Source organism: Terrabacter sp. Root181, assembly GCF_001428505.1.
GTDB lineage: Bacteria > Actinomycetota > Actinomycetes > Actinomycetales > Dermatophilaceae > Terrabacter.
In genome coordinates, this window is sequence record NZ_LMHU01000001.1 from 687,557 (window position 1) to 713,274 (window position 25,718).

Annotated in this window: 28 protein-coding genes; 14 read left to right on the forward strand and 14 right to left on the reverse strand. The window is 70.9% G+C overall.

The window, feature by feature from the left end; all coding sequences use genetic code 11:
• The first annotated feature begins 39 nt into the window (after positions 1 to 39).
• Both ASD90_RS03110 and ASD90_RS03115 read left to right on the forward strand, forming a co-directional pair.
• A complete protein-coding gene (locus ASD90_RS03110; protein ID WP_056751515.1) occupies positions 40 to 2,088 on the forward strand; it encodes a glycosyltransferase family 39 protein in 2,049 nt (682 codons plus the stop codon).
• Positions 2,089 to 2,093: 5 nt separating this feature from the next.
• Positions 2,094 to 2,618, forward strand: coding sequence for a GtrA family protein (locus ASD90_RS03115; RefSeq protein WP_157622960.1), 525 nt, complete (start codon positions 2,094 to 2,096; stop codon positions 2,616 to 2,618).
• Between the two features lie 28 nt (positions 2,619 to 2,646).
• Here the strand turns inward: ASD90_RS03115 and ASD90_RS03120 are convergent, their stop codons facing one another.
• Positions 2,647 to 3,720 carry an MBL fold metallo-hydrolase gene (locus tag ASD90_RS03120; RefSeq protein ID WP_056754321.1) on the reverse strand — a complete coding sequence of 358 codons (1,074 nt, stop codon included), beginning with the start codon at positions 3,718 to 3,720 and terminating at the stop codon, positions 2,647 to 2,649.
• Between the two features lie 130 nt (positions 3,721 to 3,850).
• Complete coding sequence (locus tag ASD90_RS03125) at positions 3,851 to 5,170, reverse strand: MBL fold metallo-hydrolase (protein WP_056751520.1); 1,320 nt, start codon at positions 5,168 to 5,170, stop codon at positions 3,851 to 3,853.
• Positions 5,171 to 5,263: 93 nt separating this feature from the next.
• On the opposite strand from ASD90_RS03125, the gene ASD90_RS03130 reads away from it, so the two are divergent.
• The 5 genes from ASD90_RS03130 to ASD90_RS03150 all read left to right on the forward strand — a co-directional run bounded on the left by ASD90_RS03130 (position 5,264) and on the right by ASD90_RS03150 (position 8,145).
• Entirely contained in the window at positions 5,264 to 5,836 is a 573-nt protein-coding gene (locus tag ASD90_RS03130; protein WP_056751523.1) for a hypothetical protein, read from the forward strand.
• On the forward strand, positions 5,833 to 6,774 hold the full coding sequence (locus tag ASD90_RS03135; RefSeq protein ID WP_157622962.1) for a DUF4097 family beta strand repeat-containing protein: 942 nt from the start codon (positions 5,833 to 5,835) through the stop codon (positions 6,772 to 6,774). The genes ASD90_RS03130 and ASD90_RS03135 overlap by 4 nt, the downstream gene beginning before the upstream one ends.
• A complete protein-coding gene (locus tag ASD90_RS03140) occupies positions 6,771 to 7,043 on the forward strand; it encodes a hypothetical protein (protein ID WP_056751529.1) in 273 nt (90 codons plus the stop codon). Before ASD90_RS03135 ends, ASD90_RS03140 begins: the two co-directional genes overlap by 4 nt.
• A 95-nt stretch (positions 7,044 to 7,138) precedes the next feature.
• Entirely contained in the window at positions 7,139 to 7,762 is a 624-nt protein-coding gene (locus tag ASD90_RS03145) for an FMN-binding negative transcriptional regulator (protein ID WP_056751532.1), read from the forward strand.
• A gap of 89 nt (positions 7,763 to 7,851) precedes the next feature.
• The gene (locus tag ASD90_RS03150; RefSeq protein WP_056751535.1) at positions 7,852 to 8,145 is read left to right on the forward strand and encodes a hypothetical protein; all 294 of its coding nucleotides are present in this window, start codon (positions 7,852 to 7,854) and stop codon (positions 8,143 to 8,145) included.
• 12 nt (positions 8,146 to 8,157) lie between these two features.
• Here the strand turns inward: ASD90_RS03150 and ASD90_RS03155 are convergent, their stop codons facing one another.
• The 4 genes from ASD90_RS03155 to ASD90_RS24510 form a co-directional block, all read right to left on the reverse strand.
• Positions 8,158 to 9,885, reverse strand: a complete 1,728-nt coding sequence (locus tag ASD90_RS03155) for an alpha/beta hydrolase (RefSeq protein ID WP_162260168.1) — start codon at positions 9,883 to 9,885, stop codon at positions 8,158 to 8,160.
• Positions 9,886 to 10,014: 129 nt separating this feature from the next.
• A complete protein-coding gene (locus tag ASD90_RS03160) occupies positions 10,015 to 11,700 on the reverse strand; it encodes an FAD-dependent oxidoreductase (protein WP_056751542.1) in 1,686 nt (561 codons plus the stop codon).
• 305 nt (positions 11,701 to 12,005) lie between these two features.
• Positions 12,006 to 12,593, reverse strand: a complete 588-nt coding sequence (locus tag ASD90_RS03165) for a hypothetical protein (protein ID WP_056751543.1) — start codon at positions 12,591 to 12,593, stop codon at positions 12,006 to 12,008.
• Positions 12,577 to 13,749 carry a glycosyltransferase family 4 protein gene (locus ASD90_RS24510; RefSeq protein ID WP_082588444.1) on the reverse strand — a complete coding sequence of 391 codons (1,173 nt, stop codon included), beginning with the start codon at positions 13,747 to 13,749 and terminating at the stop codon, positions 12,577 to 12,579. Before ASD90_RS24510 ends, ASD90_RS03165 begins: the two co-directional genes overlap by 17 nt.
• A 101-nt stretch (positions 13,750 to 13,850) precedes the next feature.
• On the opposite strand from ASD90_RS24510, the gene ASD90_RS22790 reads away from it, so the two are divergent.
• On the forward strand, positions 13,851 to 14,675 hold the full coding sequence (locus ASD90_RS22790) for a methyltransferase domain-containing protein (protein WP_082588445.1): 825 nt from the start codon (positions 13,851 to 13,853) through the stop codon (positions 14,673 to 14,675).
• 121 nt (positions 14,676 to 14,796) lie between these two features.
• Here the strand turns inward: ASD90_RS22790 and ASD90_RS03175 are convergent, their stop codons facing one another.
• Entirely contained in the window at positions 14,797 to 15,648 is an 852-nt protein-coding gene (locus ASD90_RS03175; RefSeq protein WP_056751549.1) for a phosphatase PAP2 family protein, read from the reverse strand.
• Positions 15,649 to 15,791: 143 nt separating this feature from the next.
• On the opposite strand from ASD90_RS03175, the gene ASD90_RS24165 reads away from it, so the two are divergent.
• Positions 15,792 to 16,985, forward strand: coding sequence for a DUF222 domain-containing protein (locus ASD90_RS24165; RefSeq protein ID WP_056751553.1), 1,194 nt, complete (start codon positions 15,792 to 15,794; stop codon positions 16,983 to 16,985).
• 389 nt (positions 16,986 to 17,374) lie between these two features.
• Entirely contained in the window at positions 17,375 to 17,725 is a 351-nt protein-coding gene (locus tag ASD90_RS24170; RefSeq protein ID WP_235506472.1) for an HNH endonuclease signature motif containing protein, read from the forward strand.
• A gap of 29 nt (positions 17,726 to 17,754) precedes the next feature.
• Here ASD90_RS24170 and ASD90_RS03190 read toward each other — a convergent pair whose 3' ends face one another.
• The 4 genes from ASD90_RS03190 to ASD90_RS03205 are packed head-to-tail and all read right to left on the reverse strand — an operon-like array spanning position 17,755 to position 19,522.
• Entirely contained in the window at positions 17,755 to 18,135 is a 381-nt protein-coding gene (locus ASD90_RS03190; protein WP_056751559.1) for a VOC family protein, read from the reverse strand.
• Positions 18,135 to 18,659 carry an SRPBCC family protein gene (locus ASD90_RS03195; protein ID WP_056751560.1) on the reverse strand — a complete coding sequence of 175 codons (525 nt, stop codon included), beginning with the start codon at positions 18,657 to 18,659 and terminating at the stop codon, positions 18,135 to 18,137. Before ASD90_RS03195 ends, ASD90_RS03190 begins: the two co-directional genes overlap by 1 nt.
• A complete protein-coding gene (locus ASD90_RS03200; RefSeq protein WP_056751563.1) occupies positions 18,656 to 18,973 on the reverse strand; it encodes a helix-turn-helix transcriptional regulator in 318 nt (105 codons plus the stop codon). The genes ASD90_RS03195 and ASD90_RS03200 overlap by 4 nt, the downstream gene beginning before the upstream one ends.
• Positions 18,974 to 19,030: 57 nt before the next feature.
• A complete protein-coding gene (locus tag ASD90_RS03205) occupies positions 19,031 to 19,522 on the reverse strand; it encodes a CAP domain-containing protein (RefSeq protein WP_056751566.1) in 492 nt (163 codons plus the stop codon).
• A gap of 143 nt (positions 19,523 to 19,665) precedes the next feature.
• Here ASD90_RS03205 and ASD90_RS03210 point away from each other — a divergent pair, with 143 nt between their 5' ends.
• Together ASD90_RS03210 and ASD90_RS03215 are read left to right on the forward strand one after the other, a co-directional pair.
• A complete protein-coding gene (locus ASD90_RS03210; RefSeq protein WP_056754325.1) occupies positions 19,666 to 20,244 on the forward strand; it encodes a GNAT family N-acetyltransferase in 579 nt (192 codons plus the stop codon).
• Positions 20,245 to 20,253: 9 nt separating this feature from the next.
• Positions 20,254 to 20,841, forward strand: coding sequence for a DNA-3-methyladenine glycosylase I (locus ASD90_RS03215; RefSeq protein ID WP_056751569.1), 588 nt, complete (start codon positions 20,254 to 20,256; stop codon positions 20,839 to 20,841).
• 3 nt (positions 20,842 to 20,844) lie between these two features.
• On the opposite strand, the gene ASD90_RS03220 is transcribed toward ASD90_RS03215, so the two are convergent.
• From ASD90_RS03220 to ASD90_RS03230, 3 genes are all read right to left on the reverse strand, one after another.
• Positions 20,845 to 22,401 (reverse strand): NAD(P)/FAD-dependent oxidoreductase, encoded by a 1,557-nt coding sequence (locus ASD90_RS03220; RefSeq protein ID WP_056751571.1) that lies wholly within the window; start codon positions 22,399 to 22,401, stop codon positions 20,845 to 20,847.
• Between the two features lie 64 nt (positions 22,402 to 22,465).
• Entirely contained in the window at positions 22,466 to 23,554 is a 1,089-nt protein-coding gene (locus tag ASD90_RS03225) for an SGNH/GDSL hydrolase family protein (RefSeq protein WP_082588446.1), read from the reverse strand.
• 166 nt (positions 23,555 to 23,720) lie between these two features.
• Positions 23,721 to 24,815 carry an AI-2E family transporter gene (locus tag ASD90_RS03230; protein ID WP_082588447.1) on the reverse strand — a complete coding sequence of 365 codons (1,095 nt, stop codon included), beginning with the start codon at positions 24,813 to 24,815 and terminating at the stop codon, positions 23,721 to 23,723.
• 122 nt (positions 24,816 to 24,937) lie between these two features.
• Between ASD90_RS03230 and ASD90_RS03235 the strand changes: the two genes are divergently transcribed.
• Both ASD90_RS03235 and ASD90_RS03240 read left to right on the forward strand, forming a co-directional pair.
• A complete protein-coding gene (locus ASD90_RS03235; RefSeq protein WP_157622966.1) occupies positions 24,938 to 25,402 on the forward strand; it encodes a DUF6325 family protein in 465 nt (154 codons plus the stop codon).
• On the forward strand, positions 25,399 to 25,716 hold the full coding sequence (locus ASD90_RS03240; protein WP_056751577.1) for an SHOCT domain-containing protein: 318 nt from the start codon (positions 25,399 to 25,401) through the stop codon (positions 25,714 to 25,716). Before ASD90_RS03235 ends, ASD90_RS03240 begins: the two co-directional genes overlap by 4 nt.
• Positions 25,717 to 25,718: the final 2 nt, after the last annotated feature.

The window sequence follows — 25,718 nt, forward strand, 5'->3', positions numbered from 1 at the left end:
TCATAGGAACGGCACAGCGACCGGCCCGAACGTTGAGCCATGGACACCATGACCCTCACCAGCACGGGCCCCGCGGGCAGCGCCGCACCGGCGCCCGTCGGGCCGGCGGACGCCCGCCCCGACACCACGCAGTCGCCCGCAGCCCGTGCGGGTCGTCCCGGCCGTCTCCAGCGCCTGTGGCGCGGCGCCGACGCCGACCCGTCGTGGGCCCGCCCCGCGCTCCTGGCCCTCCTGCTCGTCACGCTCGTGCTCTACACGTGGAACCTCACGGCGAGCGGCTACGCGAACTCCTTCTACTCGGCGGCGGTCCAGGCGGGCAGCGACAGCTGGAAGGCCTTCTTCTACGGCAGCTCCGACGCCGCGAGCTCGATCACCGTCGACAAGCCGCCGGCCTCCCTCTGGGTGATGGCCCTCTCGGTGCGCCTCCTCGGGCTCAGCTCCTTCGCGATCCTCCTGCCGCAGGCGCTCATGGGCGTCGCGACGGTCGGTGTGGTCTACACGACCGTGAAGCGCCAATTCGGCGCCGCGGCCGGCCTCATCGCCGGAGTCGTCCTCGCCCTGACGCCCGTCGCCGCCCTGATGTTCACCTTCAACAACCCCGACGCGCTCCTGACGCTCCTCATGGCGCTCGGTGCGTGGGCCACGATCAAGGCGATCGAGCAGGCCTCGCCCAAGTGGATGATGATCGTCGGTGTCTTCATCGGTCTCGGCTTCCTCACCAAGACCCTCCAGGTCCTCCTCGTCGTGCCCTTCTTCGGGCTCGCCTACCTCATCGCGGCCCCGACCACCCTGCGCAAGCGGATCGTCCACTCGCTCCTGGCCGTCGGCACGATGGTGCTCTCGGCCGGCTGGTGGGTCGCGATCGTCGAGCTCGTGCCGGCCTCGGCCCGTCCCTACATCGGTGGCAGCCAGACGAACTCGTTCCTCGAGCTGACCTTCGGCTACAACGGCCTCGGTCGCCTGAGCGGTGACGAGACCGGCTCGGTCGGTGGCGGCGGCGCGGTGGCCGGTGGCGGCATGTGGGGCTCGACCGGCCTCTTCCGGATGTTCTCCTCGAGCGTCGGCGACCAGGTCTCCTGGCTCATCCCGAGCGCTCTCATCCTCCTCGCGGCCGGCCTCTGGCTGCGCGGCCGTCGCCCGCGCACCGACCTGCGCCGCGCGGCCTACCTCGTCTGGGGTGGCTGGCTCGTCGTGACGATCCTCGTCTTCTCGTTCATGGCCGGCATCTTCCACGAGTACTACACCGTGGCCCTCGCCCCCGCCATCGGTGCCGTGGTCGGCATGGGTGCGGTCGAGGCCTGGCAGCGCCGCTCGATCGCGGTCGGCACGATCGCCCTCGCGGCCGCGACGGCAGCCGCCGCGACGTGGAGCTTCATCCTCCTGTCCCGGACGACGGCCTACGGCGACTGGCTGCGCATCTCGGTGCTCGCGGTCGGCATGGCCGCGGCCCTGCTCATCCTCGCGACCCGCTGGATGCACGCCCGCGCCGTCCCGTTCGTCCTTGCCGCTGCGCTGGTCGCGAGCCTTGCCGGCCCGGGGGCGTATGCCGTGTCGACCACAGCCCAGGGCCACAGCGGCTCCATCGTGACGGCCGGTCCTGCCGGCTCCAGCGGTGGTCCCGGTGGCGCGGGCGGCATGGGTGGCACGCCGCCGCAGATGCCCGGCCAGACCGGCACGACGCAGGGCGGCCCGCAGACCGGTGGTGGCGGCGGCATGGGCGGTCTGCTCGACGCCTCCACGCCCAGCACGGCCGTCGTGGCGGCACTGTCGGCCGACGCCGACAGCTACACGTGGGTCGCCGCAGCGGTCGGCTCGCAGACGGCAGCCGGCCTCCAGCTCGGCACGCAGCTGCCCGTCATGGCGATCGGCGGGTTCAACGGCTCCGACCCGAGCCCGACGCTCGCGCAGTTCCAGCAGTACGTCGCGAACGGCCAGATCCACTACTTCGCCGGTGGCGGAAGGGGATTCGGCAACCAGAACGGTGGCAGCAGCGCCTCGTCCGAGATCAGCTCGTGGGTGCAGGAGAACTTCACCGCGGTGACGATCGACGGCTCGACGTTCTACGACCTGACCCAGCCCCTCCGGTGACGACCATGTCGGCCTCCACGTCGGTGCCACGAGTGCGCCTCTCGCAGCAGCTCATCCGCTTCGCCGGCGTCGGAGTCGTCTCCACCGCCCTGCACCTCGGCCTCTTCGCGGCCCTGGTGCGGGGCGGTGCCCCGTCCCAGCTGGCCAACGGGGTGGCGCTCGTCATCGCGACGGTCCTCAACACCGGGCTCAACCGGGCGTGGACCTTCGGGGTGTCAGGTCGGCGCAACCTCGTGGCTCACCACGGCCAGGCGCTCGTCATCTTCGGGATCACGTATGCCGCCACGACCGTCGCCCTCGCCGTGCTCGGGGCGGTGGCGCCGGACGCGGGGACGCTCGTCCAGACCGTCGTCGTCGCGGTGGCCAACGTGCTCTCGACGGCGGCGCGGTTCGTGGCCATGCGTCGCTGGATCTTCCGCACGCCGGCGTCTCCCGACGACACCACGGCGACACCGGTCGGGCCGACGGACCGCCACGACCCGGCATACTCCGAGGGTGGCGTGCTCGAGGGCCAGCAGGGCGAGCGCTGACGGCGGTCCGTCGGGACGCCTTGGCCCCCTAGTCGCGGTCCTCGGCGGCGGCGCACGTCTCCCACCACGGGTCCTGGTGCGCGGCCACGACCTCGTCGACGTCGTTGTCGCTCAGCTGGATCCGGGTGCCGACGCGCGGTGCGACCAGCCGCACGCCGCGCTCGGCGGCAGCCCGTCGCGCCCAGCGGATCGGCTCGCTCCACCAGTGCGTCGCGAGGTTGAAGGTGGCCCAGTGGATGGGCAGCAGCACCGAGCCGGTCTCGCCCTTGTTGACGTCGAGGTGCGCCTCGATCGCCTCCTCGGGGTTGAGGTGGATGTCGGGCCAGTGCACGCTGTAGGCGCCGATCGGGATGATCGTGAGGTCGAAGGGCCCGAGGTCGGCGCCGATGTCGGCGTAGCGGTGCGTCGGTCCCGAGTCACCTCCGAAGAAGACCGCGTGGCGCGGTCCGCGCAGCGACCACGCAGCCCACAGCGTCTGGTTGCGCACGAAGCCGCGACCCGAGAAGTGACGGGCCTCCGAGCACGTGATGCGGATGCCCGCGATCTCGGTCTCCTCGCGCCAGTCGAGGCTCGTGATGCGCCCCGCGGGCACGCCCCACGACCGCAGGTGCTCGTCGACCCCGAGGGGGACCACGTAGTGCGGGCGGTGGGTGCGCTCCAGCTGCACGATCGACGGCTCGTCGAGATGGTCGTAGTGGTCGTGGCTGATGACGACGGCGTCGAGGTGCGGGATCTCGGCGATGCGGCCCGGGACCGGGTGCAGGCGCTTGGGCCCGGCGACGACGGACGGCGAGGCCCGCTTGCCGAAGACGGGGTCGAGCAGGAAGCGCCGCCCGTCGAGCTCGACGACGCTGGTCGCGTGGCCGTACCACGTGACCGCGAGGTCGGCGGGCTCGTGCGGGTGCCGCGGCCTGACGAGCGGCACGGTGCCGCGCGGCCGTCCCCGGCCGAACTCGCGGACCATCGTCGTGAGCATGCTGCCCGGGCCCTCGGCCTCGGACGTCGCGACGACGTGCGTCGGCTCGTGGGATCGGAACTCGCCGTCACGGTAGTTGGGTGACGCGGCGGCGCGCTGTCGCTGCGTCGCGGTCGACGCACCCATCCGTCGGAGGATCGGGAGCTGCACGGGCTTTCTCCTGCCTGTCGTGCCTCACGGCTCGGACGGCCACGCGAGTGCGGGCTGCCGTCATTCTCGTCCAGCGCCGGGGAGAGCGCCCGAGTTCCCGCACCGCTCAGTCGTCGCGGTCCTCGGGTGCCGCGCACTCCTCCCACCACGGCTCCGCGTGCGCGGCCGCGACCGCGGTGGCATCACCGGTCGTGACGTCGACGCGCTCGCCGACGCGGGGGAAGGCGACGGGCACCCGCGCCTCGAGCGCGGCCCGCCGGATGCGGCGTACGGGCTCGGCCCACCAGTGCATCGAGAGGTTGAAGGTGGCCCAGTGGATCGGCACGAGGAGGGACTCGCGAGCGGCCGTCTGCACGGTGCGGGTCGTCTCGGTGGGCTCACCCTCCTCGTGGGTGCCGCCGGGGGTGTCGATGCGCTGGTCGCCCTCGATGAAGTCGTCGGCGACGCCCGCGTGGTCCTCGGTCAGGGCGTGCGCCTCGTCGCCGATGCGGTTGACGTCGCGGTGGGCGGCGAGCGCCTGCTCGGGGTCCATGTGGATGTCGGGCCAGAACGAGTCGTAGGCCCCGACCGGCATGAGGGTCAGGTCGAAGGGGCCGAGGTCGGCGCCGATGGACGCGAAGCGCTTGGACGTGCCCGAGTCGCCGGCGAAGTAGGCGCTGTGGCGAGCGCCGTGCAGGGCCCAGCCCGCCCACAGGGTCTGGCTGTCGACGAGCCCGCGACCGGAGTTGTGCCTCGCCTCGGTGCAGGTGAGGCGGATGCCGGCGACCTCGGTCTCGCCGCGCCAGTCGAGCGCGGTGATGCGCGCCTCGGGGACACCCCAGGCGAGCAGGTGCGCGTTGACGCCCAGCGGCACGACGTAGTGGGGGCGGTGGGTCTCCTCGAGCCGCACGATCGACGGCTGGTCGAGGTGGTCGTAGTGGTCGTGGCTGATGAGCACGGCGTCGATGCTGGGGAGGTCGGCGATCGACCCCGGCACGGGGTGCATCCGCTTGGGTCCGGAGTGCCGGATCGGCGAGACGCGCTCGCTGAAGACGGGGTCGATGAGGAATCGGGCGCCGTCGATCTCGAGCACGCTCGTCGCGTGGCCGTACCACGTGACGGCGAGGTCGCCCGGCTGCTGCGGCGGCCGGGCGGGGACGACGGGGACGGTGCCGGCCGGCTGGCCCCGGCCGCTGACCCGGATGGCGGCGATGAGGGCGCTCGTCTGTGCGCGGACGCGCGGGCGCAGCGACGGCTCCTCGCCCTCGAAGCGACGGCTCGTGAAGTTCGGGGAGTCCTGCACGAAGGGCAGGATCGCCGCGGGGGAGGCGCCCATCCGGTTCATGACCCGCACGAACTGGCGGGCCCGGGTGCGCGAGGAGACCTTCTCGATGGCGGACGAGACGGCGCGGACGGAGGGGCGGTCGGAGGTTCCGAGGCTGCGCATCGGGCACCTTTCACGAGGGGCGAGGGGCATGGGGAACGTACCCGGCTACGTCCCGGCGTCATCATGGTGTTGACGTGACACCACAGTGGTGTCATGATGATGCACATGGACATCACCGAGTACGTCGACGCACTGCGTCGGGATCTCGCCCAGGCGGCCAGGGCGATGGGTCCGGAGACCGAGCAGGCCGCCGAGCGGATCGGCTTCGCGCTCGACTCGTCCGCACGTCTGGCGCTGATGGATGCGCTCTCGCACGCTGCGGCCGAGATCACCAACGAGCTCGAGGGGGCCTCCGTCGAGGTCCGCCTGCAGGGCCGTGAGCCCGTCTTCGTCGTCGTCGGGGCCGGCCCGTCGGCTGTCGCCGACGACACCCAGGCCATCGACACCGCTGACACCACCGTGGTGTCACCCGACGACGAGGGCGCCGAGACGTCGCGCATCACGCTGCGCCTCCCCGAGGCCCTCAAGGTCCGGGCCGAGGATCTCGCCACCGGCCGCGGCCAGTCGCTCAACACGTGGATCGTCAACGCGGTCCGCGCCGCCACGGGAGCCGGCGTCCCGCCGATGCCGGGCTTCCCGCCGATGCCGCCCGGCCCGCAGTTCGGGCCCGGCGCACCCGGCCGCAACCGCTCCTCCAACAAGCGCGTGCAGGGCTGGGTCCGATGATCGGCCTTGACACGCCCACCAGCCAGCGCACCGACCTCACGACCATCACCGAGCAAAGGGGACTTCCCATGGGCACCACCCTCGAGACCCGCTTCGACACGACGGGTCCCATCACCCTCAAGGCCGAGCTCCTCGTCGGCGACCTGACGCTGACGGTCGGCAACGGCCCGACGACCACCGTCCGCCTGCACCCGCACGGCAAGAACGGCGCCGAGATCGCCGAGAAGTTCACGGTCGAGGCCCACGGCAACGACGTCTCCGTCCTGGCGCCGAAGCTGCGCGACAGCTTCTTCTCCCTGGGCACCAAGGGCTCCGTCGACGTCGAGGTCGAGCTGCCGGCATCGAGCACGGTCGACGCCAAGACCGGGGCCGGCGACGTCACCGCGGCCGGCCTGCTGGGTGAGGTCCGCGCGGCCACCGGCGCCGGAGACCTGACCTTCCACGAGGTCGGCTCCGCCCGGCTCAAGTCGGGCTCGGGCGACATCACGCTCCAGTCCGCGAGCGGCGACCTCGACGCCAGGACCGGCTCCGGCGACATCACCGTCGGCACGGGCGGCGGTCGTCTCGACCTCACCTCGGGCAGCGGCGACATCTCGCTCCGTCGCTCCGACGCCGCCGTCAAGGCCAAGACCGGGTCGGGCGACGTCCACATCGGTGCCTCGACCGGCGACCTCGAGCTCACCACGGGCACGGGCGACGTCAGCCTCGACGGCGTGCACGGTGGAGAGGTCCGGGCCCGCACCGGCACGGGTGACGTCACCATCGCCGTCGCCCACGGGGTCGCGGCCTACCTCGACCTCAACACCGTCACCGGTGACGTCGACATCGACCTCGAGGAGACGTCGGGACCCGGGGACTCCGAGGCCCAGGCACGCCTCGTCGTGCACTCGGGCAGCGGCGACATCCGGGTCAAGCGGGCGCAGGTGAGCCTCGCATGAGCACCGGAACCCTGAGCCTCTCGCCGCAGGAGGCGATCGCCCGCGACCGCATCGTCGAGCGCGTCGCCTCCCGCCACCATGCACCGAAGGTGGGCCGCATCCGCCGGCACGTCCGGGCCGCGCTGCTCCTGCGCAGCCTCGCCGAGCGCCTCGACCCCTCCGTCCAAAGTCCCCACCGCGCCGACCTGCACGTGGTCCCGGGCCCGCACGCCGGCAGCCCGCGTCCATGGACGGCGGCACCCCGCCGGGCACCCCACCGGCACAGCTGAGCCCACTCCTGCCCCTCCCCACGGAGCCCGTCGACACCCGTCGGCGGGCTCCGTGTCCGCGGTGCCGCCCACCGGGCGCGTGGCACCATCGGAGGATGTACGTGCCCAAGGCGAACGTCATGGCCGACCCAGGCGTCGCGGCCTTCCTCTCGGCCCACCCGGCTGCCCGCCTCGTGACCGTCGGCCCTGACGGCCGGCCGGACTCCACGCTGCTGCCGGTCATCGTCGACGGCGACCGGGTCCTCGGTCACCTGGCCCGGGCCAATGAGCACTGGACCCGCATCGCGCCGGCCTCGCCCGCCCTCCTCATCGTGAGCGGCGCCGACGCGTACGTCTCCCCGGCCTGGTACGCCAGCAAGGCCGAGCACGGTCGTGTCGTCCCGACGTGGAACTACAGCGAGGTGCAGCTGCGGGGCGCCGTCACCGTGCACGACGACCCCGACTGGGTGCTCGACGTCGTCACCCGGCTGACCGGACGCCACGAGGCCGGGCGCGATCGCCCGTGGGCGGTCACCGACGCCCCGGCCAAGTACGTCCGGGGCCGGCTGCGCGCCATCGTCGGCATCGAGGTGTCCGTCGAGTCCGTCGAGGGCAAGGCCAAGCTGAGCCAGAACCGGTCGGACGCCGACCGCGAGGGTGCGATCGCGGGCATGAGGGACGAGGGTGACGCCCCGGCCCGAGTGGTCGCGGACGAGATGGAGCGTGCCCTGCGGGACTGAGCGCCCTTGCGGCACAGCGGCCCACCACCCATGCCGAACGCATTCCCTCGGCACAGACGGCCGACAGCCGCGGCCGCGACGGTGGGGACATGGACACGACACCCCGCCCCGGAAACGCTCCCTCGACCTTCCGTTCCACGCTGCGTCGTGGCCTCGGCGCGGCCGGTGCCGCCGTCGCCGTCGCGTTCGTCGGCACCATGGCCCTCGGGGACGGGCAGGCCCAGGCGGCAGGCGTCGCCGGTGGCCTGACGCCCGTGCGCGCGGCCACCGAGCCGGCCCCGCACCCGCACCGGCACCATGCGACGCACCCCGCCAACCTGCCGGCGGCCACGACCGCGGCCTACCGCTACTCGTTCCGCGACGGGCAGCTCATCCAGCTCTGACGAGGGTGCCCGTCAGCGGCCGTAGGGCGCCCCGCGCAGGGACATCAGGTGCGTCGCCCGCAGCGTGCTCGCGGACGCAGCAGCTCCGGCGCCTCGGGCGTCCGCCGCCGCCGGCGGGGCGAGCGGGTCGAGATCCTGGCTGAACCTCGCCCCGACCGCCGGCAGGGTGCCGTCGAGCAGGTAGGCGGCCACCGCCGCGTCGGCCGCCGCGGAGAGGAAGAGGGTCGTGTGACCCCAGCCCTCGACCGTGAGCAGCCGGGACCCGGGCAGCAGGCCTGCGGCCCGTTGGGCGCCGTGCAGCGGCGTCGCCGGGTCGAACCTGGTGCTGGCCACGAGCACGGGGTTCGCGGTCCGCGCGGTCCACGGTCCGACGAAGCGGTCCTGCTGTGAGCCGGGCCAGTCGTTGCACACCGAGCTGACCCAGGTCCAGAGCGGGCCGAATCTCGACACGAGGGCCCGATCCGCCGCCGCGGCAGACCACGCGGCCACGGACGTGGGGTTGTCGCTGTCGGCGCACGCCACGGCCGCGAAGCCCTCGTAGCCGGGGTAGCGCGGGAAGCCGCTGTGGCCCGAGCCCACCGAGCGGCGCTTCTCCTCGAACGCCGCGCGCTGCGATGCCGAGCCACCGGCGGACAGCTCGTCCAGGGTCGCCAGCAGGTCGGCGAGGGTCCACCACTCGGGCGACGAGTAGAGGAAGCCGAGTGTGTCGCCGACGAGGAAGCGGTGGTCGTAGGCGAAGCCGTCGAGGTCCACCGGGTGAGCCCGCAGGCGAGCCTCCAGGGCGTCGTAGCGCGCGCTGGAGCCCCCCGGGGCGGCGAACGGGCAGCCGTCACCGGCCTCGTCGCAGAGCCGGAAGAACTCCGCGAGCGTGTCGCGGGAGCCGACGTCGCTGCGCAGGCGGGTCGAGAAGGGCTCGACCTGCTGACCCGGGTCGCCGGTCGACCACGCGACGGGGTCGAGGACGCCATCGACGACGAGGGCACGGACGCGAGACGGGAAGAGGTTCGCGTACGTGACGCCGAGGTAGCTGCCGTACGAGTAGCCGGCATACGTCAGCTGCTCGTCACCGACCGCGGCGCGCAGCAGGTCGAGGTCCCGCGCCACGTCCGCGGTGGACATGTGGTCGAGGATCCGGCCGCCTCGCTGGTCGCAGTCCTCCTGCAGGGCGGCGTCCGACAGCGCCCACGCGTCCGTCTCGGCGGCACTCTCGGGCCACACCAGCGGCACGAACCACGGACCCTGTTGACGGGGGCTGCCGGTGCAGCGCAGCTGGGTGCTGCGGGCGATGCCGCGCGGGTCGAAGCCCACGATGTCGAAGCGGGCGCGGAGCTCGGGCGTGTACAGGTACGGGCCGGCGAAGAGGGCGAAGTCCACCCCGCTGCCGCCGGGGCCGCCCGGATTGAGGAAGAGCGATCCGATCCGGTGGGCTCGGTCGGAGGCGGGGATCCGCACGACGCTGATGAGGACGGAGGCGCCGCGCGGGTCGTCGTGGTCGAGGGGGACGGGCACCGTGGCGCACTCGTAGATGATGGGCGGCTCGCCGGGGGGCACGTTGTCGCCGAGCCATCGGTAGCAGCCCGACCACGCCACCGCCGAGGCAGGAGCGGAGCGGGTTGACGGGGCACCCTGCGCGAGAGGGGCCGCGGCGATCCCGGCGATCCCCGCAAGGGCGACGGTGACTGCGGCGGCGAGGCGGGACGCCGTGGACAGGGGGCGACGTGAAAGCAGTAAAGGCGTCATGGGTGACTCCGGCGATGAGCAGGACGCGGCGGTGGGTCGCCCTTCCATAGTCCTCGCGACGCCCTGGCGGCGCAGCCGAATCCGGTGGACCGACGACTCGTCCGTCCTGCCGCGGATGTCCTGTCGGTGTCAGCGGGTCGGGTCGAGCCAGGCGTGCACGAGCGGCACGACCGACGCACCCTCACCGCTCGCCGCGGCCACGCGCTTCATCGAGCCGGCGCGGATGTCGCCCGCTGCGAACACACCCGGCACCGTCGTCTCGAGGCTCTCGGGCGGGAGTCCCCCGCGCCACCGGTCCTGCGGCACGTCGCGGCCCGTCAGCACGAAGCCCCGCTCGTCGCGCGCGACCTCGTCGGGCAGCCAGTCGCAGTGGGGCGCCGCCCCGATGAGCAGGAAGAGTCCGCGGCACTCGCGTCGCTCCGCGGTGCCGTCGGCGGTGTTGCGCACCGTGACCCAACCGAGGCGGCCGTCGTCGCCGGGTCCGCCCTCGATCACCTCGGAGCACGCGAGGACGGAGATCCGCGGGTTGTAGGCGATCTCGCCCACGAGGTAGCTCGACATCGTCTCGGCCAGGGACTCGCGGCGCACGAGGATCGTCACCGTCCGGGCGAAGCGGGCCAGGTGGATCGCGGCCTGCCCGGCGGAGTTGCCGCCGCCCACCACGACGACGTCGGCGCCCTCCATCTCACGGGCGGCCGTCATGGCACTGCCGTAGTGCACGCCGAGCCCGACGAGCCGCTCGATGCCCGGGGCGTCGAGGCGGCGGTACTTCACCCCCGCCGAGACGACGACGGCACGTGCGTGCACGTCACCGCCCTCGGTGCACAGGACGTGGGGCGTGGGCGCGCCGTCGCCGTCGAGCGCGCCGGGCGTGAACGACGTGACCGGCCAGCCGGTGAAGAACTCGGTGCCGAAGCGGATCGCCTGGTTGCGCGCCCGCTGGGACAGGCGCATACCGCTGATGCCGCGGGGGAACCCGAGGTAGTTGCGGATCATCGACGAGGTGCCGGCCTGGCCCCCGATCGCCTCGGCCTCGAGGACGACTGTCGACAGTCCCTCCGACGACGCGTAGACGGCGGCGGCCAGTCCCGCCGGCCCGGCGCCGACGATGGCCACGTCGACGACCCGGTCGACGTCGACGTCGGCGGGGCGGCCGTAGATGCGGGTCGCGACGTCGCGCACGCTGTGCACCGTCGCGACGCGCTTGCCGAGGTCCATGACGAGCGGGTAGTCGGGCTCGCCGCCGTCGCCCTCGACGTGGCCGAGGATGGCGCGCCCCTCGTCACTGTCGGGCGCGTAGACGCGGTTGGGCATGCCCATCCGGTCGAGGTAGTCGCGGATGCCCAGCGTCAGGGCGTCCTCGACCGGGGAGACGATGGCCACGGTCACGACCTCGGGCTCGGCCACCGTCGAGCCCCAGTCGGACAGCAGCTCGCAGATGGCCGTGTGGAACTCCTCGTCGCGCGCGCCGCGAGGTGCGAGGAGGTAGGCGTCGTACTTGCCCTTGGCCAGGCCGCCCCGCAGCTGCACGGCATCCTCGCGGAAGGTCGAGACGTGGGCGGCGATGACGCGTCGGGCCGTCGGGACGGTGGCGCGCCACCAGTGGAAGGCCTCGAGCACCTCGGCGTCGGGCAGCCGCGACTCGGTGACGAACATCGCCACCTGGCCGCCGTCGGCGACCACCCCCTTGGCTGCCTGCTTCGCCTCGTGGGCGGAGGTCGCGGTGGGCAGCTCGTAGTCGCGGGCATAGCGCCCGAACTCGTCGAGCAGCTCGTCGCAGCGGGTCTCGGACACGAGGATGATCGCTGGCTTCACCCTGTCGATCCTAGGAGCCGGAGGCCCGATGGAGTATGCCGTCGCGTCAGTCGGCGACGACCGTGACGTCGTCGGGTGCGCTGAGCACCTCGACCGCGCCGTCGGCCGAGACCTCGAGAAGGCATGCTATTCGCCAAGGCGCGCGTGTTCCTCAAGAACCCTGGAGAACGTGAGCGCCGTTTGACGAGCCCGCCGGCCGACCGAGGGCTGGTCGGCAGACCATGTTGATCCGGTTTGGCGACGCCGTTCGCGATCTTGTCGTTCGGCTCTTACGCAGGGCTGCAATCATCGCGGGCATGGGTGTTTCAAAACGTGCTGGGGTATTGGATCCACTTGTCCATCTGGTCGCGGCTGGCGGAAAACGATCGGAACTGCACGAGTGCGTAGACCCAAAGGGCGAAGACTCCTACTGCTGCTACTAGACGCCCAGCCATAACAAGATCCAAAGCATTCGACTGGTGTGCGGCGGCCGCAACAAACACCACTCCCAGTACGGGAGGCATCGATGCGAAGAGAAGAGTTATGTAGAAAGCAGCATTCCTTGTCGACCGAACAACTCTTCGGGAATCCAAGTTGCGCAAGAACTGCTCCCAGCCCAACGCGTGCGGGGCCGTCTCGACCAGAACGGGCCGGAGTTGTAGCGATATGTATGTCGCAAGCTTCCATATCTGCTCGGCGTGGTCCAACCAGAATAGCCACAGTATGGCAGAGAGAAAGGCGAGGCCCGCGTACAGATCGATCAGGTCCTTAGCGGCAACCAGTCCGATTCCCAGGGCGCTCAGTTCCAGAGCGACCAGACTCGATGACAAGGTGGCGCGCATCTCGATCTCGCGCCGAAGAGATTCATACTCAGAGAGGTATATGGAAATGCCGATTTCATTTGCGCTTGGCACCTGTCAACTCCTTGTAGAGTCTCTCAATTGAGTCCACGTACAGGTCGAGGTCGAAGGCTTGACTCCGCCGCAGCCCCCCCAACCTGAGTTGGTCACGAAGCTTTTGGTCCGACAGTACGCGCACCGAGGCGTCCGCGAGGGCTTCTTCGTCGCCGGCTCTGACCAATAGGCCCGATTGCTCGTTGCGGACGGTTTCTCGCATGCCGCCGACGTCGCTCACGACCACAGGAGTACCTGTGGCCATGGCCTCTATAGGGGCAAGACCCAAAGGTTCTGGTTCGATGGTGGGGTACCACACAAGATCAGAAGCACGGTAAGCGTCTGCCATGCGACCTCGCTCAAAGTCCATGAAGTGGACGAAGTCCCCTAGGTCAAGGTCAGCGATAATGCCTTCCAGTGTCGATCTATATGCGTATAGTTGCGCTGGATCGTCAACAATGTTCGTTGAGCCGCAGAGCACTAGCGACGCCGTGATGCCCCGGCGCCGCAGTACGGCAAGGGCTTTCACGCTCACATGCAGGCCCTTCCACTCCAGCATTCGGGCAGGGTGGAAGATCACCGGACCATCGAGCGCGGAGAAGCGCGTGTCAGTTGCGCCCGTTGGCGTGTAGCTTCCGAGGTCAATGCCGAGCCAGATCATCGAATTCGGGCTCGAAGACGGAAGGGCCTCGGCAACGTACTCGCTCACGTAAAGAGTATGAGCCCACTGCAAATCGAGCACCTCCGCGAAGATGTGTTCACCAGCTCGATCGTGAACGGTGTTGACGCAAGGGACGTCAAATCGGCTTAGTGTTGCAGTGGCGGGCATTGAGGAGAAGTGGTGTGCGTTGTGCATGTGGACCAGGTCGGGCCGGAAGTTGTCCGCAATAGAATCGAGATGGTGTAGGTACCTCTCTCTGGCCGCTGAGACGCTCGCCGGCCCTTCGCGCTCCACGCCCAAAAGGGATTGGACCGTCAGCGTGGAAGAATGAGCGACCTGCACCTCCGACAGTGGCCGACCTGACGCTCCGTCGTCGACTCCGCCAACCAGGCAAAGAATGTCATGGCCCCTCCCGGCCAGATTGTGCGCAAGGTCATGCACGTGACTCTCCACCCCGCCAAAGGTCGGAGGGTAAGCGTGGGAGACCTGTAGGATGCGCATGGAGGTCCTCCTCATTGAGAACTAAGCCGTAGTCTGGCTATGGCGATGGTATCTGCCCACACCACATACTGCCTGTTGAGCGGAGGTCTAGAATGATTCGCTGGTAGTATCGCTCCATGTTTGGGCCCAATGTTGCGCATGTGGAACGGATCATTCGCGACAAATGGAAGGTTCTGGACGTGGGCGGTTGGTATCGTCCCTTCAACCGAGCAGACGTCGTTGTGGATCTCCTTGGACACGAGTCGCGGGGGTTGGGGGGCAGCGATGGCGGTACGAAGGAGCGTTTCACCGATTCGTCATGGCTCGTTCATGACATCTCTGGCGCGCCTCTGCCGTTCGCCGACAAAGAGTTCGACTTTGCGGTTTGTTCGCACACCCTGGAGGACGTGCGTGATCCCATTCATGTTTGTGCGGAGATCTCGAGAGTAGCCAGGCGGGGATATGTAGAGGTGCCCTCGCGCTTGATTGAGAGTGTGCGCGGGCTTGAGGGGCGAAACTATGTCGGACATTACCATCATCGCTGGCTCGTTGATATCGAGAACAATGAGCTTAGATTCCGATTCAAGGCCCATGCGATCCATGAGGACCGCCGCTACCACCTCCCCAAGAGGATTCTGAAAGGCTTGAGGCCTGAAGACCGAGTCCAGTGGCTCTTTTGGGACGGAGCTCTCAATGCGCAAGAAGTCATTCAGATCAGTCACCTGCAAACTCGGCGTGAGCTGGCTGACTTTGCCGCCAGGAATTCCCCGCTTACCCTCCTGGATCGGGCGAATCTAGCTCTCCAGGCCCCCCTCACAGCGCTCCAGTATCGGACGTGGCGGGCGCTTCTGCACCCAGTAGCGACGCACGTAGCGCCCGACCCCGATCATGCGATGAAGGTCTGGTCCGAGCTTCCGGATATCCGGTGCGGTACTGCCGCCCCGATGAAGGACTCCACCTAACCCGTTTGCGCTGACCGGGGTCGGCGAATCGCAACGCACATCCACCCGGTGGATCTTGGGTTGGGGGCTGGGGTTTAGCCGGTGCCGACCCGGATCATCTCCGGCTCTCTGGAGGGCGCCGTCAAGGAGTAGCGGGCTCGACGCCGCGCAACGCTTCGGGTCGCTCACGGAGGGTGAGCCAGAGTCGGTGCGCCGTGATGACGGCGAGGGCCCAGGCGAGGCCGATGAGCCAGCCGGCGAGCACGTCGGTGAGCCAGTGGTGCCCGAGGAAGACGCGGGAGAGTCCCATCGCCAGGACGAAGAGCGTGCCGAGCGAGACGGCAACCGTGCGCTGCCACGCCGCGGTCGTCTCGATCAGGACCAGGTAGACGACGACCGTCGTCAGCACGGTGGCGTTGAGGGTGTGTCCGCTCGGGAAGGACGGCGACACCTCGAGCGGGGGCACCGCGAGCGAGGCCGGCGGGCGGGCCCGGTCGACGACGTTCTTGCCGACGATGGTCATGGCGAGCGAGCCTGCGGCGGCGATGAGGGTGAGGACGATCGGCGTCCACCGGCGGCGGCGCCACGTGATGATCGCGACGGCGACGAGGGCGAGGATCGGCATGCCGACCGGGCCGCCGATGTCCGTGAAGGCGGTGACGGCCGAGTCGAGGCCGGGGGAGCGGAGTGTGATCGCCGCGTCGAGCACCGGTTGGTCGATCGCGGTCAGTCCGTCGCGACCGACCACCCCTTCGTAGACCGTCTCGATCCCCTCGACGAGGACGACCATGACGACGAGGGCGACGGCGGCGAAGACGACGAACGCCAGGTGTGCCGACGACCAGCGCGCGACGCGCCGCGCGGCGGGGCTGGACGCCCGCGCGAGCGCGGCGAAGACGTCGACGAGCCAGCGGCCGAAACGCGTGTGCCAGGCGGTGAGGTCCCGCGCGCCGATCGTGTCGTCGGGCGTCGGCGGTCGGGTGGGCACGGGCATGCCCCATCCTTACCCATGAGTGGCCGTCCGGCCGCTGACGTATGCCGTCCGGCGAGTCCCGTTGAGTCGTAAACCGTTGCGGGACAGTGGTTTTCGTGTGGACAAGTCTTGTCGTGTCGTTCGAACACCTGTACGATCAGGGGATGGAGCAGAGCCGGACCGCGCAGCAGATCGAGCAGGACTGGGACCACGTCGCGTCCCTGGCCGCCGACCTGCACGACGCGCACGCCCGGCTCGTCGACTTCGTCGCCACCGTCCTGTCGGACGGGTCCTGGCAGGCCGCGGGTCTGCGCTCACCCGAGCACTGGCTGATGCTCCGCGCCGGACTGTCCCGGGGCCAGGCGGCCGCGGTGATCCTGCTCGCCCGCCGCGCCCGGGAGCTGCCCGCCACCGCCGCGGCGTTGCGGGAGGGGCGGATCAGCCTGGACCAGGCCGCGGTCGTGGCCCGGCACACCCCGGCCGCGTTCGACGCGACCGTGGCCGAGTTCGCGCAGCACGCGACCGTCACCCAGCTGCAGCGCTCCGTCACCCGCTACGACTTCACCCTGCAGCCCGACACCGTCGACGATCGCGGCCGCAGCCTGCCCGGCGAGCTCCAGCCCGAGCAGCACGACCCGGAGTCGGGACCGGTGAAAACCGCGCCGGTCAAGCCCGCGCACCTGAGCATGGGCCTGGACGCGGACGGGCGGTTCCGGCTGCGCTACGACGCCCCCGCCGAGGTCGGCGCCCTCATCGAGTCAGCGTTGGCCGAAGGCTGGGCCGCCTTCTTCGGCGTCACCGGGCTGCAGCGCTCCGTCACCCGCTACGACTTCACCCTGCAGCCCGACACCGTCGACGATCGCGGCCGCAGCCTGCCCGGCGAGCTCCAGCCCGAGCAGCACGACCCGGAGTCGGGACCGGTGAAAACCGCGCCGGTCRAGCCCGCGCACCTGAGCATGGGCCTGGACGCGGACGGGCGGTTCCGGCTGCGCTACGACGCCCCCGCCGAGGTCGGCGCCCTCATCGAGTCAGCGTTGGCCGAGGCGAAGGACCACCTCTTCCACACCCTGACCCACGACCCCGCCAACCGCGAGGGTCGCCCCCGCCGAGGTCGGCGCCCTCATCGAGTCAGCGTTGGCCGAGGCGAAGGACCACCTCTTCCACACCCTGACCCACGACCCCGCCAACCGCGAGGGTGTGAGCGAGGGCGAGAAGCGGGCCCTGAACGGGGACGTGCTGCACCCGGACCGATGCTGCACCGCCGCAGGCAAGCCCCTGGTCACGTGGGCCGACGCCCTGACCGTGCTCGCCACCCGCTCCCTCGACGCCGCCACCACCACCACGGCGGCGGGCCGTGACGGTTCAGCCGGTTCGGGTGGGGCGGCGCGCCGGGCGCGGTCCGCCAGATACCGGGTCCAGGTCCACCTCGACACCGACGGCGGCTGGCTCACCGGACGCCCCCGGCTCCCGCAGCCGGTCGTCGACGGCCTGACCTGCGACGGGACCCTGACCCCCGTCTGGGAGACCGACGGGCACCCCGTCAACGTCGGCCGCGCCCAGCGCGTCGTCCCGCACCGCACCCGCATCCTGGTCCTCGACCGCGACCGGGGCTGCCGGTTCCCCGGCTGCGGGAGCACCCGACACCTCGAGATCCACCACCTCCAGCACTGGCGCGACGGCGGACCCACCGACACCACCAACCTCCTNCTGCCGGTTCCCCGGCTGCGGGAGCACCCGACACCTCGAGATCCACCACCTCCAGCACTGGCGCGACGGCGGACCCACCGACACCACCAACCTCCTGGGCCTGTGCCCGTTCCACCACGACGGACACCACCGCGGCGAGTTCACCCTCACCGGCGACCCCACCCACCCCGACGGCCTCACCTTCCACACCGACACCGGGCTGCTCATCGGCCCACCCCAGCGACCACCAACCCCGCACCCACCACACCTCACCCTGGCCCCCGACCCAGACCCCCGCGCCGACCCGAAACAGCCAGACCGACACAGACCACCAGCCAGACTCGGGCGGCGCTACCCCGCCCCCAGCGGCGCACCGCTGCACCTGCACCTCGTCGACCTCTTCCCGACCTGACGCGTCGCCGACCCGGGCAGCATGACCTCTCAGCTGTCGAAGAGCTGCCGGACGCCCCAGGTCGACAGGCAGAACGGGTGGCCGGCCGGGTCGGCGTAGACGACGCAGTGGTCGTTCGGCTGGAACTCGAGACGCGTTGCTCCGGCCGCGCTGGCCCGCGCCCCGGTCGCCTCGAGGTCGTCGACGCGGAAGTCGAGGTGCAGGTGCATCGGGGTGGAGCCGCCGGGCCAGGTCGGCGGCTGGAAGTGCTCGACCTGCTGGAAGGCGATGAACGCGTCTCCACTGGAGACCGCGGCCCAGTGCGACGTGCCTCGCGCGACCCCACCGGTGATCTCGGCGTAGAACTGCGCGAGCTCGAGTGCGTCAGGAGCGTTGACCGTAGTCCCGTCGAACCGGATCGTGTCGGACATCAGTGGTCCGTCAGGTTCTCGTAGTCAGGGGTCAGGGCCGTCCAGCGCTCCTGCCAGGCAGGGGCGGCGGTCTGCTCCGACCAACCGTCGGGGTGGACCGGACCGCCGGTGCGCAGCGACCGCCCGAGGTCCTCGAGGTGCACCTGCCAGCCGGCGCCGTAGAAGTGGAGCTGCCCGACCGGCAGCCCGCGCTCCTCGACGACGAGCCGGGTCTGCGAACCCTCGGCGGTGAGCCAGGCCTCGATCTGGCTCTCGTCGTCGGTGCCGGGCTCGGTCGTCAGCAACAGGTGGTGCGGCGCGTCGCAGACCTCGACCGTCGCCGGTCCCGTCCACGTGCTCGTGAAGACGGCATGCACCGTCCCACCCACTCTCAGGTCGCCGGACACCTCGGCGATCCAGCGGGCCAGCCGCTGGGGGTTCGTGCAAGCCTCCCAGAGGTCGTGGATGTCGGTGTCGTAGACGTCCTCCACGCGGACTGCGCCGCGGGTGTCGTCGAGGGCGCGCATCGTTCCGGTGATCTTCACTTCCGTGCCTTCCTTCCTCGTGCGATCTCGGTGTGCAGGGCATCGAGCCGGTTCTGCCACAGGGCCCGGTAGCCGTCCAACCACTCGTCGACCTCCATGAGCGCCTCCGGGCGCAGGGTGTAGATCCGGCGCTGCGCCTCCTGGCGCACGTCGACGAGCCCGGCCTCGCGGAGCACCCGCAGGTGCCGCGAGACGCCGGGTCGGGCGATCGGCAGGGCGTCGGCCAGCTCGCCGGCGGTCGCCGCGTGGTCGCGCAGGATCTCCAGCACCGTGCGTCGGCTCGGGTCGCTCAAGGCCTGCAGTACCGCGTCCATACTTCGACCGTACCCGATCGGGTACGTACCCACAAGGGTACTCACAAGAGAAGGGCTTCAGCCGCCGAAGTCCTGCGTCCAGTAGTAGCGGTAGGGCCCACCGACCGCCGAGCCGACCCCGATGGCCGTGTAGCGGCAGTTGAGGATGTTGGCCCGGTGTGCGGGGCTCTTCATCCACGCGTCCATGACGGCCTTTGGCGTGGGATAGCCGGCCGCGATGTTCTCGCCGATGATCGAGCCGGTGTAGCCCTGTGCCCGGATGCGCTGCGCGAAGGTGCGCCCGTCGAGGCTGGTGTGCGAGAAGTAGCGACGCTTCGCCATGTCGATCGAGTGCGCCTGCGCGGCGCGCGAGAGGCGCGCGTCGAGCGCCAGCGCGCGGCACCCGGCCTTGGTCCGCTGCACGTTGACGAGCTGGATGACCTGGTTCTGGACGCTCACCGTCGCGGCCTCGGCCGCCTGCGGCGACCCGACCGCCGGGGCGGCGGCGAGCGCGGCGGACGCAGCGGCGACGAGCGCCAGGCGGGTGCGTAGGGGCGTGGCGGTCTGCATGGGTCCTCCGAGGTGACTGCGGGCGTATGCCGTCCAGCCACGGTACGGACGTCCGTGACGCTCCGTCGACAAAACGAACATATCCACCTCGCGACCGTGGCGGTGACGAAGCGCTGTCGCCACCGCTGGCTAGCGTGGTCGGCATGAGCATCGAGGTGCGGCCGGCCACGCACGCCCGGTTCGGCGACGTCGCGACCATGCTCGGCCCGAAGAACCCTGCGTCGACCGTGTGCTGGTGCCTGAGCCACCGCATCGACGCGAAGACCAGCAAGGCGCTCGTGGGTCCGGCGCGCGGGGAGTTCGTCCGGGCCCTGACGCGCCGCCGGGTCGCGCCGGGCGTGCTGGCCTACGACGGCGACGAGGTCGTCGGCTGGGCCGCCGTGGCCCCCCGCGCCGAGCTGCCCTTCGCCCGCTCGACGAAGATCCCGCACGTCGACGACCTCGCCGTGTGGTCGCTCTGGTGCATCCGGGTGCGCCCGGGCCACCGCGGCCAGGGCATCGCCCTGCCGCTCCTCGAGGGCGCCGTCGACTACGCCCGCGCGAAGGGCGCGCCGGCCGTCGAGGGCTACCCCGTCGACAACCGTGGGCGCAAGGTCGACCTGACGATGGCGTACGTCGGCACCCGCGCCCTCTTCGAGAGAGCGGGCTTCAGCAAGGCGGCCGACACCGACGCCGTCTCCGGGGGCTTCCCCCGCGTCGTCATGCGCCGGGCGCTGTCCTAGGGTCGCGGCATGACGGTCGTTGGTGCTGACGGGCTCGCCCGCCCCACGTGGGCCTCGGTGGACCCCCTCCTCATGGACTACTACGACACCGAGTGGGGGGTGCCGATCCGCGACGAGCGCGGCCTCTACGAGCGGATCTGCCTCGAGGGCTTCCAGGCGGGACTGTCGTGGGCGACGATCCTTCGCAAGCGCCCCAACTTCCGGGCCGCCTTCTCCGACTTCGTCCCCGACGTCGTGGCCACCTACACCGACGCCGACGTCGAGCGGCTGCTCGGCGACGCCGGCATCATCCGCCACCGGGGCAAGATCCAGGCTGCCATCACCAACGCCCGGGCCACCATTGCCCTGCGCGACGAGGGTGGACTCGTCGACTTCGTCTGGGGCTTCCGGCCCGCCGACACCCCGCGCCCGATCGACCACTCCGAGGTGCCCACCGTCTCCGACGAGAGCAAGGCGCTGTCAAAGGCCTTGCGCAAGAAGGGCTTTGCCTTCGTCGGTCCCACGACGATGTATGCCTTGATGGAGGCCGTCGGCATCGTCGACACCCATCTCATGGGCAGCCACCGACGTGGCAGCTCGGGTGTCTGGCCCGACTAGCCCTCAGCCGAGGACCGCCCGCGCCGCGTTGTGGCCGGGGATCGCACTGACTCCGCCGCCGCGTCGGGCCCCGGCTCCGCCGAGCAGCACGTTGTCGTATGCCGTCTCGACACCCCACGTGCCCACCTCGGAGTCCCGCTCGGCCCAGGGCCACTGCAGCGAGCGGTGGAAGATGTTGCCGCCGGGCAGGCCGACCGACTGCTCGAGGTCGACGGGGCTCTTGACCTCGATGCAGGGGTTGCCGTGGCGGTCACGGGCGAGCACCGACTCGATCGGCTCACCGAGCACCGAGTCGAGCGAGCGCAGGGTCGCGGCCAGCGCCTCCTTCGTCGCGGTCTCGTTGTCGTCGCGGAAGAGACGGGCCGGCAGGTGCAGGCCGAAGAGGGTCAGCGTCTGGGCGGCGCCGGCCGCGAGCTCGGGCCCGAGGATCGAGCGGTCCGAGAGGGTGTGGCAGTAGATCTCGCACGGCGGCAGGTCGGGGATGTGCCCGTCGCGCGCGGCGGCATACGTCTGCTCGAGCTGGGAGTAGCCCTCGTTGATGTGGAACGTCCCGGCGAAGGCTGCCGCCGGGTCGACGGCGCCGTCGCGGAGCCGGGGGAGCCGCGTCAGCAGCATGTTGACCTTGAGCTGGGCGCCCTCGACCTCGGGCTCGGTGTCGACCGGGTCGGCACCGGCCGCGGCGAGCAGGCGGTTGAGCACGGCCGGCGCACAGCCGGCGACGAGGGTGCCGCCGACGGCACTGCCGCTGCCGGCGCTCCCTCCGGACCAGGCGACCTCGCCCGTCGACGGGTCGACCGAGGTGACCTCCGCCCCGGTGACGATCGTCGCGCCGGCCGAGACGGCCGCTGCCGCAAGGGAGTCGGTGAGCGCGCCCATGCCCCCGACGGGGACGTCCCAGTCGCCGGTGCCGCCGCCGATGAGGTGGTAGAGGAAGCAGACGTTCTGGCGCAGGTCGCTCTCACCGAGCGAGGCGAACGTGCCGATGAGGGCGTCGGTGGCGATGATGCCGCGCAGCGTGTCGTCGTCGGTGACCGACTCGATGAGCTCGCCGACGGGCCGGGTCGTCAGGGCGTCGAAGAGCTCAGGGTCACCGGAGAGCGCGCGCACCTCGTCGCGCGAGCGCAGCGGTTCGAGGACCGTGGGGAAGACGTGTCCGGCCACGGCGGCCATGCGCCCGTAGAAGTCGCTCCACCCGGCATACGCGTCGTCACCGCCGGTCAGCGCGCGGAAGGCCGCGCGGGTCGCGGCCTCGTCGCCGTGGTCGACGAGCAGGCCGCGGTCGGGGTCCGACGGGACCGGCGTGTACGACGAGAACCGTCGCCGGATGAGCCGGAGGTCGAGGTCGAGGTCGGTGAGCACCTGCCGCGGCAGCAGCGACACGAGGTAGGAGTAGCGCGAGAGCCGCGCGTCGACGCCTTCGAAGGCCCGGGCGGACACGGCAGCGCCGCCCACCCGGTCCGATCGCTCGAGGAGGAGGACAGTCCTTCCCGCGCGGGCCAGGTAGGCGGCGGCCGTGAGGCCGTTGTGACCGGCCCCGATGATGATGTCGTCGTAGCGCACCCGGTCAGACTAGGTGCCGTGTCCGGGCGACGCCCGACGACCTCACCACTTCTTCACCGCGTGGTCACCGCGTGGCCGCGGCCTGCCTCGCGGCGTCCTGGCGAGCCGCGTAGAGCCGGTCGGCGGCGTCGATGCTGGCGCGGCTGCTCAGGTCGACCCCGGCGCGGGCCGCGGCAGCGCGCGCCGCGGACGTCGTGAGGTCGGGAGCCACGAAACGCTCCGGCGTGATCGTGCGGTCCACGGCGGCATACCGCTTCGCGTCGCGGGCGAGCGAGTCGGCGGACGCGACCGCCTTCGCCTCCGCCTGCGCGGCCGACAGCTTGAGCGCGAGCCCGAACGCCGGCTTCGTCACGACGGCGTAGCCGTCACGGTGACCGGCGACGTTGGGGTGGTAGCTCTCGCCGACCGGGTTGCTCAGGCCGTTGAGCCACTCGACGTCATCGCACACGGCGTGACCGACGAACTTCGAGGTCGGGTTGACGAACGTGAACCCGGCGTTCGAGGCGGCCGTGGCCGTCTTCGAGTTGAGCAGGTCCGCGGTCGCATTGAGGCGTGACTCCTCGGTGGGCGAGAACCACGTGAAGGCGTTGCAGTCCTCGCCGTTGAAGATGCGCGGGTAGCCGACGACGATGACTCGGGCGTTCGGGGCCTTGGCGCGGATCGAGGAGTAGAGCGTCGCGAGGCGTCCGGGGATCGTGTTGTTGATGGTGCCCTGGGCGGTGTCGATGGCGCCGTTGCAGTTGCTCAGCCAGCTCGGCTGCGCACAGGTCGTCAGGACGCTCGAGAAGCCGGCGTCGTTGCCGCCCACCGAGATCGTGACGTAGGCCGTCGTGCTCGAGAGCGCGGACAGCTGGGTGTTCGTCACGTTGGCGACCGTCGCGCCGGAGCACGCCCGGAAGCTCAGCGCCAGGCCGAGGGCCGAGGCGTCGAGGGAGGGGTAGGCGTAGACCGAGCGCTGGCACGACGTGCCGTCGCTGATGTAGGTCCGGGTGCCGGTCCCTGAGGAGTAGGAGTCGCCGAGGGCGACGTAGGTCGTGCCGGCTGCGACGGCGGGGGCGCCGAGGGCGAGCGCGGCCCCGAGACCGATGAGGGCGGAGAGGCCGGCGCCGAGGGCTCGCCGGCGGGGGGATGACATGAGGGACCTGCGCTTCACGACACACTCCTTTGTGGGTGGAAGGCTTGCTGACGCTGAGCACTGCAACCGCGAGGGGCGGCACCCGTCGGCCACGGTGTGTCCCGCGTCACACGTCCCACTACCGGACAGTAGGGCCGTCACCCCGGCCCCGCGACCCGAACACTCGGACCCGTCGTCGGGCGGGTCAGGACGGGGACGCGGGCCGGTCCCCGAGGAGACCGCCGAGCCATCGGGTGTCGGGGTCGACGTCGACGAGGAGGGCCTTGACGAGCAGCGTCAACGGGATGGCGAGCACGGCGCCGACAGCACCGATCAGGAGCGACCAGACGACGAGGGACAGGATCGTCACGAGGGCCGAGAGCCCCACCGCGTCACCGACGACCTTCGGCTGGATCACCGACTGGATGATGAGGTTGATGACGCTGTAGACCACGACCACGAGGACGAACGAGCCCCACCCGCCGTCGAGCAGCGCCAGGATCGCCGGCGGCACGAGGCCGATGAGGAAGCCGATGTTGGGGATGTAGTTCGTGATGAACGCGAGCACGCCCCACAGGAGCGCGCCGGGCACGCCGATGTACCAGAGGAACAGGGTGTCGAAGACAGCGACGATGGCACCGAACACCGTTGCCACGACGAGGTATCGACGCGTGCCGTGCGTGAAGGAGCCCATGGCCGAGACGAACGCGGGACGCTCGGTGCGCAGGGTGGTGAGCGTCTCGGAGAAGCCCCTCGCGTCCATCGCGGAGAAGAGCACGAGCGCGAGGACGAAGACGAGGTTCGTCACGAGCGAGAGGATGTCCGAGAGCAGCGAGGTGAGGACGGCGCTCGCACGCCCGAGGTCCAGCGACGACGCGAGGGCCTGCGTCTGCTCCGGCTTCACCCCGCGCGCCGCGAACCAGTTCGTGATGTCGGCGACGATGGCCGCGAGGTTGTCGGCGTACTGGGGCAGGAGGCCCGCGAGCTCGGCGCCCGACACCACGATGAGCAGGGCCAGGCCGACGACACCGAGGTAGATCGCGACGACGACGGCGAGCGTCCCGAGCCAGTGCGGCAGACCGCGGCGGACCATGGCGTTGCGCACCGGGAAGGCCGCGATGGTCAGGACGAGCGCGAGGAAGAGCGGCCCCAGGATGCCGGAGACGAGGTGGATGCCGAACGCCACGACGAAGCCCGCTGCCAGCGCCACGAGGATGAGGACGCCGCGCGGCACCGGTGGCGCCGCAGGCGCGGACGCGGTCGGGGTGGTCGGCGCGTCCGGTGAGGTCATGGCATCCATGGCAGCACCGGCGGCGTCGTGGGGGCCTCACCCTGCCGGGGTGATGCCCCTGACCTCAGGTCGCCGGAGCATGAAGGCGAGCGGCGTCGGCACGGCGCCGCCACGAACCGGGAGGGAGTCCCATGTCGACCTCGACGGGGCCCATCGGGCCAGTGGACCTGGCGGTCATCGGATTCCGTGGGGAGCTGCGGCAGAGCGGCATACGCGATGCGGTGGCGCGAGCCGTCGACCGAGGGGCCGTGCGCGTGCTCGACGTGCTCCTCGTCCGCAAGGACGACGACGGCAGCGTGCTGATGTTCGACGCCGAGTCACCCGAGGGCGCCGAGGAGCTGCTCGGCTTCCCGACCGTCATGCCCGACCTCGTCGGTGAGGAGGACGCGCTCGCGATCGCCGCCGAGATGGACCCCGGCACGACGGTGCTCGTCATCGCCTGGGAGAACGTCTGGGCGTCCGAGATCGCTGCCGAGGTGCGCGAGCTGGACGGGCAGGTGCTCGTCATGGAGCGACTGCCGCGCGAGGACATCGAGGTTGCCCTGGCGGCCATCTCGTCGAACGAGTCGACCGAGTCGACCGAGGAGGGGTCATGAGGGGACGCAGGGGACGGCCCGGACTGCTGGGGGTGGCGGCCCGCACGGCGGTCGTCGCCGGCACCGCGACCGCCGTGAGCGGCAAGATGCACCAGGGTCAGCAGGCCAAGGCGCAGCAGGCCGCGGACGCCGAGGCGCAGGCCGCCGCGACCCAGCCGCCACCGCCACCGCCACCGCCACCGCCACCACCGCCCTCCGCCCCCGCGGTCGACGACATGCTGGCCTCGCTCGAACGCCTGGCGGCACTGCACGCGCAGGGCATCCTCACCGACGAGGAGCTGGCGCAGCAGAAGGCCCGCATCCTGGGCGGCTGATC